The organism is Methanolapillus millepedarum (genome assembly GCF_032594115.1).
Classification (GTDB): domain Archaea; phylum Halobacteriota; class Methanosarcinia; order Methanosarcinales; family Methanosarcinaceae; genus Methanolapillus; species Methanolapillus millepedarum.
The window spans coordinates 895,576-908,553 of sequence record NZ_CP131060.1; the positions used below are offsets into that span (position 1 = coordinate 895,576).

The 12,978-nt window shown below is 43.2% G+C and carries 13 protein-coding genes and 1 tRNA gene; 7 read left to right on the forward strand and 7 right to left on the reverse strand.

Going from position 1 to position 12,978, the window contains the following annotated elements; all coding sequences use genetic code 11:
- Window positions 1–317 precede the first annotated feature (317 nt).
- Window positions 318–1,121 carry a hypothetical protein gene (locus tag MsAc7_RS04230; protein ID WP_338103340.1) on the reverse strand — a complete coding sequence of 268 codons (804 nt, stop codon included), beginning with the start codon at window positions 1,119–1,121 and terminating at the stop codon, window positions 318–320.
- A gap of 172 nt (window positions 1,122–1,293) precedes the next feature.
- Here MsAc7_RS04230 and MsAc7_RS04235 point away from each other — a divergent pair, with 172 nt between their 5' ends.
- Window positions 1,294–1,635, forward strand: a complete 342-nt coding sequence (locus tag MsAc7_RS04235) for a winged helix-turn-helix transcriptional regulator (protein WP_338103465.1) — start codon at window positions 1,294–1,296, stop codon at window positions 1,633–1,635.
- Window positions 1,636–1,688: 53 nt separating this feature from the next.
- On the opposite strand, the gene MsAc7_RS04240 is transcribed toward MsAc7_RS04235, so the two are convergent.
- The gene (locus MsAc7_RS04240) at window positions 1,689–2,972 is read right to left on the reverse strand and encodes a hemolysin family protein (protein WP_338103466.1); all 1,284 of its coding nucleotides are present in this window, start codon (window positions 2,970–2,972) and stop codon (window positions 1,689–1,691) included.
- Here MsAc7_RS04240 and MsAc7_RS04245 point away from each other — a divergent pair.
- Together MsAc7_RS04245 and MsAc7_RS04250 are read left to right on the forward strand one after the other, a co-directional pair.
- The gene (locus tag MsAc7_RS04245; RefSeq protein ID WP_338103488.1) at window positions 2,905–3,057 is read left to right on the forward strand and encodes a hypothetical protein; all 153 of its coding nucleotides are present in this window, start codon (window positions 2,905–2,907) and stop codon (window positions 3,055–3,057) included. The two genes, MsAc7_RS04240 and MsAc7_RS04245, sit on opposite strands and share 68 nt — an antisense overlap.
- Before the next feature lie 156 nt (window positions 3,058–3,213).
- Entirely contained in the window at window positions 3,214–3,603 is a 390-nt protein-coding gene (locus tag MsAc7_RS04250; protein ID WP_338103341.1) for a hypothetical protein, read from the forward strand.
- Between the two features lie 714 nt (window positions 3,604–4,317).
- On the opposite strand, the gene MsAc7_RS04255 is transcribed toward MsAc7_RS04250, so the two are convergent.
- The 5 genes from MsAc7_RS04255 to MsAc7_RS04275 form a co-directional block, all read right to left on the reverse strand.
- A complete protein-coding gene (locus tag MsAc7_RS04255) occupies window positions 4,318–5,574 on the reverse strand; it encodes a SufB/SufD family protein (protein WP_338103342.1) in 1,257 nt (418 codons plus the stop codon).
- Window positions 5,550–6,302, reverse strand: a complete 753-nt coding sequence (locus MsAc7_RS04260; RefSeq protein WP_338103343.1) for an ABC transporter ATP-binding protein — start codon at window positions 6,300–6,302, stop codon at window positions 5,550–5,552. The genes MsAc7_RS04255 and MsAc7_RS04260 overlap by 25 nt, the downstream gene beginning before the upstream one ends.
- Before the next feature lie 320 nt (window positions 6,303–6,622).
- A complete protein-coding gene (locus MsAc7_RS04265; RefSeq protein WP_338103344.1) occupies window positions 6,623–7,564 on the reverse strand; it encodes an energy-coupling factor transporter transmembrane component T family protein in 942 nt (313 codons plus the stop codon).
- 127 nt (window positions 7,565–7,691) lie between these two features.
- On the reverse strand, window positions 7,692–8,621 hold the full coding sequence (locus MsAc7_RS04270) for an ATP-binding cassette domain-containing protein (protein ID WP_338103345.1): 930 nt from the start codon (window positions 8,619–8,621) through the stop codon (window positions 7,692–7,694).
- Window positions 8,621–9,193: a biotin transporter BioY gene (locus tag MsAc7_RS04275; protein ID WP_338103346.1), complete on the reverse strand. Its 573-nt coding sequence runs from the start codon at window positions 9,191–9,193 to the stop codon at window positions 8,621–8,623. The genes MsAc7_RS04270 and MsAc7_RS04275 overlap by 1 nt, the downstream gene beginning before the upstream one ends.
- A 348-nt stretch (window positions 9,194–9,541) precedes the next feature.
- Between MsAc7_RS04275 and MsAc7_RS04280 the strand changes: the two genes are divergently transcribed.
- The 4 genes from MsAc7_RS04280 (at window position 9,542) to MsAc7_RS04295 (ending at window position 12,978) form a co-directional block, all read left to right on the forward strand.
- A tRNA-Arg gene (locus MsAc7_RS04280) sits at window positions 9,542–9,616 on the forward strand.
- Window positions 9,617–9,681: 65 nt separating this feature from the next.
- Window positions 9,682–10,131 carry an N-acetyltransferase gene (locus MsAc7_RS04285; protein WP_338103347.1) on the forward strand — a complete coding sequence of 150 codons (450 nt, stop codon included), beginning with the start codon at window positions 9,682–9,684 and terminating at the stop codon, window positions 10,129–10,131.
- A gap of 26 nt (window positions 10,132–10,157) precedes the next feature.
- On the forward strand, window positions 10,158–11,021 hold the full coding sequence (locus MsAc7_RS04290) for an Mrp/NBP35 family ATP-binding protein (protein ID WP_338103348.1): 864 nt from the start codon (window positions 10,158–10,160) through the stop codon (window positions 11,019–11,021).
- Between the two features lie 208 nt (window positions 11,022–11,229).
- Entirely contained in the window at window positions 11,230–12,978 is a 1,749-nt protein-coding gene (locus MsAc7_RS04295; protein WP_338103349.1) for an autotransporter outer membrane beta-barrel domain-containing protein, read from the forward strand.

The following is a 12,978-nucleotide window of genomic DNA, read 5'->3' on the forward strand; positions in this document are numbered from 1 at the left end:
CAAAGTTCGGCACCAAATAATTTTCACAGATGATGCGATTCTTTGTTTTTCGTTGTTTAAAACGAAATAAACGGTGATTAAGAGAATCTGTTCATGTCAGATTCAGGTAAATTAATGTCAGAACTTCTATATATAAATTTCTGAAATAGATTCGATTAAAAAGAGAAGGAGAGACATAAAAATAAACGGAAAAACAACTCATGAGAATTGAAAAGAAGAACATAATTGAAAACTAAAGTTACACAAAAAGATTCAAATTTAAAAATATTCAGGCAAAAAAAGAAACGAAACCGAAAACCGGCTTCGTTTGGCAGAACTTATGCGCTTGGGAAAAAGAATCCGGCCGTCATGTCCAGATAGTTTTCGCCATTATATTCAGGATACGCTTCCGCAACTGCTGCTTTAAAATCAGTTGCTGATTTTGAATTTAAAGCAATTTTTTTGAGTTCTTCCAAATAGTTGACTTTTGTTTCCACGTCTTTTAAGTCTTCAGGTGTGTAATGTGATGTCAAAATCAATTGAAATCCCGCCTTTTTAAAGCTGTTCAACTGAGCAATCAAAACATCCGCGTGTCCGACGCCGGCCACAATCGAATGACAATCGTGACCAAGCATGTGAATGTAAACTGCGTTGATTTCCGGAATTTCAATGTCAAAAGCCTCCGACGTTTGAATGATGTTGACCTTGATTCCGGAAACTGATATTTTTCCCTCGTTTAGATAATAGTCCACTTTCGGAAGGGATGCGTCAAAACCTGTCCCAAACAAACCGGAAAACTTTTCAATCAACGCCTTACCGCCACCGGAGTGGCCGTATACGTCCGCATTTTGAGTGGCATAAACCGGAACTTCCGGCAAAAATGTTTGACCGGCCATGTGATAGGACAGCAATTTTCCTTCGACGGAAACATTCAACGAATGAATGTAATCGGTCAACTCGTTTATGTTGTCAAAGAAACACGGACTTTCGATGATGATCATTTTTTTGTTTTTCTCAACCAAGAAAACCTCGTCGCCTAAAAGATCATTTGTTTTGTAAGCATGAAGTTTGATGTTGCCAAAATCATAAACATTCATTTCGCCTTTGCCCAATTGAATCGATTTAAAATCGTCTTTTTTCATGAAATCACTTACCTTTGATTTTGAATTTTCTATTTTTAAAGCTCTTTTTCGAAAAGCAAAACTTGATATAATTTTGCCTGCAATAAACAAATAAGAATGCAATATTTAAAAAGAAAGCAGAAACATATTTGTAATATAGTAACTATTTTGAAACTATTGGAGACCAATATTGATGCTATCAAAAAAAGAATGGCCGTTATGTCCGGTCGCAACGACTGTTGAACTGATTGGAAACAAATGGAAACTTTTGATTTTAAGAGATTTATTGTCCGGAACAAAACGATTCGGAGAGTTGAGAAAAAGTGTTTCCGGGATCAGCCAAAAAGTATTAACGGACAACTTGAGGTCCTTAGAAGAAGACGGACTCGTGGTCCGCACTGTTTACGCAGAAGTTCCGCCGAGAGTGGAATATAAATTGAGCGATCTGGGCAACACACTTCGGCCGATTATGAACGTGATGGGAGAATGGGGAACTTCATACCAAATTCGATATGGAAAAAAGGATGTCGAATAAAAATCTCCGAAAACCCTTGAAATTATTCAGCCGCCGGAACATTTTTATCGGATTCATGGAGATTCGCGTTTTTCACCATTGTTGTTTTTTTCATTTTTGATAATGTCTTCCGGATTCAATTTTTGGACAATTAATTTGACAACCCGCTGGTCATTGACTTCCAAGATGGTCACTTGAAGGTTTTTGTAATCGAAGCTTTCGCCGACTTCGGGAATACGTTCAAAAACACCAAGCGTCCACCCGCCGGCCGTCGTATAGTCGCTTTCGAAATCCTTCTCGTCCACCTCGAAATATTCCAACAGATCATGAATATTGTAATTGCCGCTGACTTCATAGATATCTTTTTCAATTTCAATGATCGGGTTGATGATTTCATCCGATTCGTCCCAGATTTCGCCGACCAATTCTTCCAAAACGTCTTCCATTGTCACGATACCGCTCATTCCGCCGTAATCGTCGACGATGATCGCAAAATGTGTTTTTGAATGACGGAAATCATTCAAAAGCGGCTCAATCTTCATGGTTTTGTAGACAAACTTCGCCGGGTTGACCATTTTTCGCAGATCAATTTGCCGGCCTTGCGCAATTTCAATCAAAACGTCCCGGATGTGAACAATCCCGATGATGTTGTCAATATTGTTTTCATAAACCGGCATTCTGGAAAAACCGGCGTCAACAATTTGTTTGAGAATCTCTTCCGGACGATCATTCGCATTAAGCGCCACCACATCGACACGCGGAACCATAATCTCCTGAACCGTCGTGTCGTCAAAATCCATCGCCGATTGAATGAGTTCGCTTTCAAGCTCGCCGATGACGCCTTCTTCTTCAATGGATTCGATGATATATTTGAGTTCTTCTTCCGTAACTGTCGGCTGCTTTCCATCGCTTTTGCGGGACTTCCCGACAAAAGACGCCATTTTGGCGAAGATGAAAACAAGCGGCGACAGAACGATTGAAATCAATTCGATCGGCCGGGCAAAAATCATGACCAAACGATCCGCATTTGCTTTTGCGAAACTTTTCGGCAAAATTTCCCCGAAGGTGAGAACCAAAAGCGTCATGACGACGGTTGAGATAGCAGCGGCTGTTTCCGCCGGGAACAGTTGTCCGAAAATAACGGCTGCGATCGTCGCGGCTCCGATGTTGACAATGTTGTTGCCGATGAGAACGGTTGAAATAAACTTATCGTAATTGCCGACGATTTTTAAAACACGTTTTGCTTTGTCATTGCCTTCTTCCGCCATCGTTTTAAACCGGATTTTATGAATGGAAGAAAAAGACGTCTCGGAAGCCGAAAAAAACGCCGAAAACGCCAATAAAACAAAGAGCAACAAATACCACAAACCACCGGAGGCGTCCACGTCTTTTCACACTCTTAGAATTGAAAACAAAAAAATGATTCAAATTATTTTGTCTTAAATAAATGTCTTCAAGATAAAACATAAATTTTTTTATTTTTGAAAGATTTCAAATATTGTTTTATATTTCTTTTGCATATTTACTTTTCTGTTTTACATTCCAACAGCTTTAGCTTATGAAGGGCACCGCCCGATTTTAGAAAACGGGGAAATAAAAATGGTCGAACTTAATTTAATCAATCTTTACATTGGAATCGGCATTTTCGCGTACATCGCGATTTTGTATTTAACATATCGGGACATGCGGATTTTCCGGCGCACCGGATACTTTTCATATCGAAAAGGTGCGTTTAAAGGGATTATCGCGTCTACGTTGGTTTTGCTCGGTACGTTCTTAATTCCGAGCGTCAGCGATATTTTGGGCTTGGCGCTTATTTTTGTCGGACTCATGATTAATCAAAAAGGAAAACGAGAACAAGTTTTTACAAACGCGAACGCCTTTGACAGATTCCTCGGAAAGACGGACATTGTCCGAACGCCCGAAGAAATCAAAGAAGATTATCTGAAGCAGCAGGAAGAATTAGAAAAGAAGAAAAAGAAAAGATAAAATTTTGATTTCTTTTCATTTTTTAATATTTTTTCTTTTTTGCGGCGCGGCGGGCGCGCGCTAAAGCGACACATTTTCAAGTCAATCCATAAAAAAACAAGGGGTCATTTTTTAAGTTGAAAAACCCGGAAGGCTCTTTATTTTTCAAATTCGTAAAAACCATTCCGTTTAAACAGACGCGTTTCACGTCTGTTTAAGCGGATTTACATGAATCGGTACGGATTTTCAGTCCGGAATGTGCCGGCGGTTTTCCGTTTTGAATTGCACCTATTGACTCCGATTTCTAATTAGTATCTGCAGCTTGCAATTTCCAATTTGTACCTGCTGCTTGCAATTTGTATCTGCAGCTTCCAATTCTCAATCTGCACCTGCTGCTTTCAATTTCCAATCTACACCCGCTGTTTCCAATTTCCAATTTGCACCTGCAATTTACATTTCCGGTTTGCATCTGCTGCTTGCACTTCTAATTTGAACGTCCAATGTGCACCCGCTGCTGCTATCCCAACGCATTTCATCGGAATCCGAATAAACAGATGCGATACGCATCTGTTTATTCGGGGCGGTTTGCTTGAATTATTAAAAGAACATCCTCTGATTTGGTTGAATTTTCAAAGATGGTCCCCGATTTTTGAACTCAAAAAGAAAATGTGTCGCCATAACGCGCGCAGCCGCTCGCCGCAAAAAAGAAAACAAAAAACAAAAAAAGAAAACGCTTTAAGAGGCGTTTTCCGTCTTTTTGACAATATCGGCGATTTCGGCTTTCAAATCTTCCGGAATGCCTTCAATGCCGGCGCTCAAAAATCCGCGGACGATTAAACCAACCGCTTCGCCTTCTTCAAGGCCGCGCGACATCAAATATTCCACTTGGTCGCGGGCAATCCGGCCGATGGCGGCCTCGTGCGTCATTTCCACATTCATGGCGTTCGCTTCAAGCGCCGGAATCGCGCGCTGCTTTCCTTTTTCATTCAAAACGAGCCCGTTACATTCCAAATGTCCGTAAACTTCAGTCGCGTTTCCGATAATATCGCCGCGGGAAATCATTTCGCCGCCAAGCGTAATCGTTCTGGAGATAATTTCCGTTTTGGTTCTCGGAGCGTCCAAAAAGACACGGCTGCCCATGTCCAAAACGGATCCCGGATGCGCGACGGCAATCGTGTTGAAAAACGCTTTTGCGCCTTCGCCGACCAAACGGGCCGTCGGGTTTGTTTGAATGGAACGAGCCGGCTTAAGGCAAACATAATTGTTCACCAGCTGACCGTCTTCTTCAATCCGGATTCCCGTCCGCGGGCGGACCTCGACTTCCTCCTCCCAATTGTGAATCATACTGAAAGTCAACTTTGCACCCTTTTTGATGTACATCTCGGAAACACCGATGTGAAGCGCGCGTCGGATATCTTCGTGCGTCACGCAACCCGTAATCACTTCAAGCTCGGCGCCCTCTTCCACAATAATGATGTTGTGAACCGTTTGCATAGACTTTTCAGAACCGATCATCAAACAAGACTGAACCGGAAAGCCCACTTTTTTGCCGGGCAGCGCGCGAATGAAATAACCGTCCGAGTCTTCCAAATACGTTGTCGCTGTATACTTATCCGTTTCAGGATCCACCAATTTCCAAGAGTAATCCTTCAGCCAATCGTACTTTTTAAACGCCTCGGAAAGCGGCATAAGCTCAAGACCGTCAACAGCCGCCGAGTGATGCGCCACTTTATTGTTGTACATCAAAAAATTGCCGCTTTTATTTTGACCATCGGCAGAAATACCGACGCCGGCAAGCGACCGCTTGACAACGTCGTCAAGCTCCGTTAATTTATTGACGCGAATCGACTCATCCGGAATTTGAAACGTTTTCATATCCACAAAAGTGCCGTACATGGCTTCCTTGTCCAAAGAACCGGAAACGGACGATTTGTCAGTTTGATTGCCCGCCTCATTCTTTTGCTTTTTTACTGAATGTTTGTCAGTTTGCATCTGATACACTCCTCATATCCTTTTGATTTAATTTCGTTGAGCAATCGGTTCGGGTTTCCGGAACACATAACGGTCCCGTTACACAAAATAAACGCCTTGTCCGCGTCGATATAATTGAGAATTTCGCCCGTGTGCGTGATAATAAGAGCCGAGCTGCGTTTTTGCCGGTTTTGAGCGTGACAGTCCTCAAGGCCGCACAACATCCTTTGAATCGTATGCCCGACCTGTGCCATATTGACGGGGTCAACCCCGGATTCCGGCTCGTCCAGCAAATAAAAATCCGGTTTTTGAACGCTGAGCTGTAAAAGCTCCGACCTTTTGATTTCACCGCCGGAAAAACCGACATTGATGTCGCGGCCCAAAAACCGTTTCATATCAATGGATTCAGCCAATTGGTCCAAATTCAAAGTCTTTCCGTCGCCTTCGATTTCCAATAATTCTTTCAGTTTAACGCCGACAATATTGGGCGGGCGTTGGGACATAATCCCCAAACCCAGTTTGGCACGTTCGTTAACCGGGGCGTCTGTGATGTCTTTTCCTTTGAAATAAATCTTTCCGGACGTGACCTTGTAATTGGAAAAGCCCATAATTGTGCTCAAAAGCGCCGACTTTCCGGCACCGTTTGGACCGAATAAAATATTTGTGTCCCCTTTCTCCACCACCAAACTGACATTTTTGAGCAAAGGGCGCTCAGCCACCTCGACATACAGATCTTCAATTTGAAGCATTTTTTGACTCCTGTGTTTGAATTTTGTAAATTTCGTAAAACACAAAACGCGGCATTATCCGGTACCGCAAAATATCATCATTCGCCGTAAAATAGAAACCAAATTGAACAAATCATATTTGAATTTGATTCAACTCGAATTGATTCGACATAGTATCCAAAATATACTTTGTTAATTGATACCGATATAATTTAGATACTAAACGTTTGTCCTATAAAATGATTTCCATCAAATTTGATGAATAATATATAATTGAGAATATAAATAATTTTTCTACTCAAAAACACAAAAGAGAGCCAAATCTATTGATTTGAGTCTTCTTAACGGACAAAAAAAGCCGCGTGCATTTCCGGATGTCGGAAAAGGAAATAAATTGAAAAGAACAAAAATTGAAGACAAAAGAGCGTGAAAATCGCAAAAAAGACATAATCTTTTTTCTTCATTTTGATTTCGTTCATATATGTCCGCTCATTTCCGGTATATCCCCGATTTTCCATCGCAAACGCCACATCTCTTGAAAATTGAATAACCGATGAGATGAGCCCGACCGATAAGATATTGATATAATGGAACGGATGCTTTTTAATTTCAAACCCGCGGGACACCGCTGACATCGTCATTTGCCGCCCGGTCACAATGAGAAGCGGAATAAAACGAATCGTTAAAAGAACCATGACCGCTAAATCATGCGATGTAAAGCCGACACTTTTCGGAAGAATTGGCTTCGCCAATTTGTCAATGCCTTGGATTAAATCGGATTGTTTGGTCGTTGCCGTAACAAGAGCGGCAAAAAGAACCAAGAGCAAAAATTTAAGCGCCACGCCGATTCCGGTCAAAAAGCTGTAAACGCTTGGGGAAAAGAAATGATATTGAACAACCGGAACCGCTTTCACGGAAACGATAAACGGCCGGACCGGATCCTGATAAATGAATTGGCCCGGCGACAATTCGGCAGCCGGATGGATATCTAAAAAAATACGGTTCATCGCAAACGGATCGTTGGTAAACAAAAAATGAAGCAAAAACACCAATACAATGAAAAGAAGCATAGGCCGAACAGATAAAAAGAGCTTGCGGACTGAAACACGCGAGATGAGAACGCAAATCAAAAACAAAAGAGAAATGAAAATCAAACCGCTGAAAAGGCGTTCGCTGAAGATGATTAAACTGATGACCACAAGCGCAATAATTTTTGTGCGCGGGTCCAATTTATGGAAAAAAGAATTTCCATGTTCATACGTCAGGAATTTTCGATATATCATTGGAGTCAGGGTCCGTTTTTATTTTTGTTTGGAGGTTGGTTTGTTATGATGGCCGGAATGATTTGGGATTAAAGAACCAATTTGGTCGGCATGATTTGAGTTTGTCCTCATTTCGACATTTTTGAATTCACGGTTTACCGGCAATGAATTTCCGAACTTCTTCCACCGCTTCTTCCGGGGTGGACACCATTTCCGAAACGTCATACCCGCCGTCTTTGAGTAATTTCATGAAATGAATTAAATCCGGAAGCGGATACTTTTCGGAACGGATATATTCATTGGTTTTTCCGTCAAACGTTACTTTTCCTTTGTCTAAAACGATAATCCGGTCTGCTTTCAGAACATCTTTCGGCTCATGGCTGATGTAAATCACTGTTTTTTTCTTGTTCTTCAACTCTTCCATGATGTTTAAAACACGTTCAGTCGCTTTATGGTCCAACATGGATGTGATTTCGTCAAAAACCACGCAATCCGTTTCCATCGCCAAAATCCCGGCAATGGCGACAGCCTGTGCTTCTCCGCCGCTGAGCGATGACGGATCTTGAGCGGAAAGATTGGTTAAACGAACAGCTGACAACGCGTCTGAGACTCTTTGTTTAATTTCGTCACGCGGAACGTTTAAGTTTTCGGGACCAAACGCGACGTCTTCTTCGACGGAATTGCCGACAAATTGCGTGTACGGGTTTTGAAAGACAATGCCGACTTTTTTGTGAACGGCCGATGAATTTTGACGTTTTTTCGTATCCATCCCGAAAACCAAAAGCTTCCCGGAAGTCGGTTTGAGGAGACCGTTCAAATGAAGCGCAAATGTCGATTTTCCGGAACCGTTGAGCCCGGCAATGATTGTAAATTCGCCTTTATAAATTTTCAAATTGATATTATCAAGAACGAGAGTGCCGTCCGGATATTTAAAAGATAAATTGACCGCTTCAATCGCCACTTCTTTTTCGGTGGTTTGAGGCGGCGGCACCTCTTCTGTACCTGTTGTTTCTGTACTGACCACACCTGCTGTTATTGTACCGACTGCATCTACTGTTGTCGGATGATTCTCTGTCATTACAGATCCGCCTCACTGAAATCAATCAGATATTTTCCTAATTTTTTATTGATGGCCGCCGCCGCAATAACGGTTGCCGCGGCTTTAATAACCCCACCGATAATGAAAGGGGCAAATCCAATGGAAAATGCTTTAAAAAGTGAAAAATGAGTAACAAAAGAGAAGTATAATGAACCAAAAATTAAGTTGATAATACAACCCAACAATACGATAAAAAAGGTCGTTAGCATTTTTTGGTCAGACTTTTCATACAACCAACCAATCAGATAAACGACAAACAAAAATGAAATTAAATAACCACCAGTAGGCCCGAACAAAACACCAAAACCACTTTGTCCGTTGCTGAATACCGGAGCAATAAGTCCAACGAGAAGATAGACAAAAACGCTGATGGTTCCCCATTTTTTGCCGATGACAAGAGGCGCAAGGAAAACAAAAAAAGTCTGAAGCGTAACCGGAACCAAGGAGATTGGAATGGACATATAAGCGCCAACCGCAATCAAAGCCGCAAAAAGGGCGGCTAAGACCATTTTCATAATCTTAAGATGAGCTTCCTCTGCCGAATCTTCCATTTTTCCACCCAAATGAACCGTTTTATGATTTTTCGTTTTTATAAATAATCATTTCCATTTTAAGCTATTGAATTTTAAGCTATTGAATTATTAAGCTATTGAATTTTAAGCTATTGAAAATCGATGGTAATTTCCAAAAATTTTTGCTAGTTCCAATATTCCTTTAAGTGCGCTGAACATATGTTAACCAAAATTGACCTTACGGTGGACAATAAAAGTTATTCCTATTTATTTGTATTGTCTAATCTGCCAATCCGACAATCATCTCCATGAGAATCCGTTCCCAAAACACACGCCGGAAAGAAATATATTTTAATATCTGAAAGTGCTTTTTGAAATGGTTCGCCGGGGCGTGTGGCCTAGTCCGGATATGGCAGCAGCCTCCTAAGCTGCAGGCCGGGGGTTCGAATCCTCCCACGCCCGCTGACTCAAATTAAATAAAATTTTAAACAGGACAGATGTTTTAAGTAAAATTTCAGGTGGATGAAATGATTCGAAAAGCCAAAATGAGCGACGTTTATGAAATCAAATCGCTCATTAATTCATACGCATCGGAAGGGTGTATGCTTCCGCGGTCTTTGGACAGCTTGTATACAACCATCCGTGACTTTATGGTTTTTGAAGAAAACGGACATATCATCGGTTGCTGCGGCGTTCATCCGGACTGGGAAGACTTGGGAGAAGTCGTTTCCTTTGCCGTCGCCCGCGGTCGGACCCGTCAAGGCATCGGAACGGAACTTTTAGACGCCTGCGTCAAAGACGCGAAAGAGGTGGGGATGAACCAACTTTTCGTCCTGACCAGCAGTCCTCTGTTTTTTGAAAAAAAAGGTTTTGTGCAGATTAAGCGGGAAGATCTTCCCTGGAAAATCTGGGCGGATTGCGTCAATTGTTCCAAATATCCGGATTGTGACTCCGCTTCCCTCATCAAAGAAATTTAACACATAAAAAAGATTGGAGATTAAAAATGGCCGACGTGCTCAATGTGGTTAACAAAAAACCGGCAAATGCCGGCGGGAAAGAAAAAGGAGAAAAAATCAGCGAGAACCTGGCCCTTGTTCAAAACATTTTTGTGGTCATGAGCGGAAAAGGCGGCGTCGGAAAAAGCACGGTTGCCGCGGCTTTGGCGGCAGGGCTTGCTCTGCGCGGAAACCACGTCGGACTTGCGGATTGTGATTTTCACGGCCCGACCATTCCCGCTATTTTCGGGATGACGGGAGAAAATTTAAGCGTCATCGACAACAAAATGATACCGGTACGTCCGGCCGAAAACGTTCATCTCGGCATCATTTCCATCGGCCTTCTTTTGCCGGACGACGACATGCCGGTGATTTGGCGCGGGCCCGCGAAAACAAGCGCGATTCACCAATTTTTCGAAGATGTCGATTGGGGAAATTTGGATTACCTCATCATTGACCTGCCGCCCGGAACCGGCGACGAGCCGCTTGGAATTGTTCAGCTGATTAAGAACTTGACCGGAGCCGTTGTCGTTACGATTCCGCAAGATGTCGCTTTGGCAAGCGTCCGAAAATCGCTCACGTTTCTCCAAAAGGTCGATGTCGAACCTGTCGGCATCGTCAGCAACATGGACGGCATCGTCTGTCCGCATTGCGATGAAAAGATCGCTTTATTCGGCGCCGAAGGTGTTCAAAAGGCGGCCAAAGATTTCAACACGACCGTTTTAGCGCAATTGCCTTTGGACCCCGAATTTTCAAAAGCGCAAGAAGACGGAAAAATGTTGGAATGGATGATGAAAGATTCCGTTTGGAAAACAAATTTTGAAAAAGTGTTGGACGCTGTTGAAAAAAAGGCAAAGGAAAAGAAGCCGTAACAAAAAAATGAAAACTTTGAAAACAACAAAAACAATAGCATTGGAAAGAGAAAAATAAAATCCTTGGAAAAAGAAATTTGGACGGCATATCTTGATGATATAATTTTTCTCAAATATTTTATATATCTTCGGACGGATTATTCTTTAATCGGGTTTTATAAGCCTGGAATAATTGACTGAAATCAATTTCAATTCAAGGAAGGATACAATGAATTATTCGAAAATGACAAAAATCATGATGTTCTCTCTCTTAGCACTGTTGTTGCTGGTTGGCGTCGCGAGCGCCCAAGAGTGGGTCGTCACCTCTTCCGGAGATACGGTGAATAACACCAACATCACCGATCAAAACAATCTGACGCTTCGCCAAGCTGTTGAAAAATCAGTTTCCGGCGATACGATCACATTTGCAAATGACGTCTCCGCTGTGAACATGGTTTACGGCGAACTCAAAATCAATAAAGATTTGACCATCAGCGGAAACGCCAATAAAGTCATCATCGGACGCAGCAACAGTTCGGCTACCCAAGAAATGGGCGTCTTTAACATTTCCGGCGGAAATGTGGTTTTCAGAAACATCAACATTGAAAACGGTTCCACCACCACCGGAAACGGTGGCGGTCTTTTGGTGACCGGAAACGCTAATGTAACGCTGGACTCCTGTTCCCTTCAACGGAACCGTGCTGCAAACGGCGGCGCTATTTATTTGGATGGCGGAACCGTCACCATGACGTCTACAACCGTTTACAGAAACTCAGCCATTACGGATGGCGGCGCCTTTGTGATTAAAAACGGAACCATCACCATGAACGGCGGATATGTGGACACGCATACCTCCAAAAACAACACCATCCAACTGATGAAAGGACGGTTTGACGCGTCCAACGTTAATTTCGCGAACAACAGCGTCAGCGACATCGGAACGACCGTGAACGGATCAGCTGCAACGTCCATGACTTTCAAGTACTGTACCTTTACCAACAACACCGGACTTTCCTCCGGCAGCATTTACACGGTCAGCAGCTTGGTTGCGGAAAACTGTATCTTTGATAACGTCAAGTCCAATACGTCCGGCGGTGCCATTTCTCTCGGAACCGGTGCCGACGCAACGGTCCGCTACTCAATCTTTTCCAACAACAAAGCCAACGATGACGGCGGTGCCATTCACATCGGAAGCGGATCCAACGCAACACTGGATACCTGCACCTTTAACAACAACAGTGCCGGTTATGGCGGCGCTATTTTCAACGTCGGAAACGCCACCATTACCGCGTGTACCGCAACGAACAACACCGCAAAACTTTACGGCGGCGCCGTTGCGTCCTGGAATGACGGCAGCACCACCATGAACAAAACCGTTTTGACCAACAACACGGCCAACGGAAACGGAACCAACCAATCCGCCGGCGGCGGCTTAAACGTTTCCCGCGGACACGCGTCCATCGGAAACAACGTGATCGTCGGCAACAAAGATCCGAGAAGCGTTGACTTCGGCGAAGAAAACGCCACCGTTCAAAGCCTTGGCAACAACTTGGTCGGCATCTATAAAGGATCCGGAAAATTCCCAGTTTCAAGCACGGATGCCGCCGGAATTACAGCCGACGCCGTCTTTGACACATCTTCCGGATATCCGAGTCTTTCCAAAGACACCGGATACCGCGCCGGTACAAACCAATCGATTGTCTATACGGTGGCCTTAAATTCCAGCTCAAGCAACCCGGCCATTTCGGTTTTGGGAAGCAATACTTCTCCGCAGCCGTCCAACGAAACCAATCAATCCAACCAGTCGAACCCGTCCAACGAAAGCAACCAATCCAACGCAACGAACCCGGAACCATCCGGTAACGGCAATATGTCTTGGATTTGGTACGTTTTAATTGCCATCGTCGTGATTGCCGTCTTGGGAATTGTGGTTTACGCGTTGATTAAATACAACAACAAGCGTCAATACAAGTTCTAA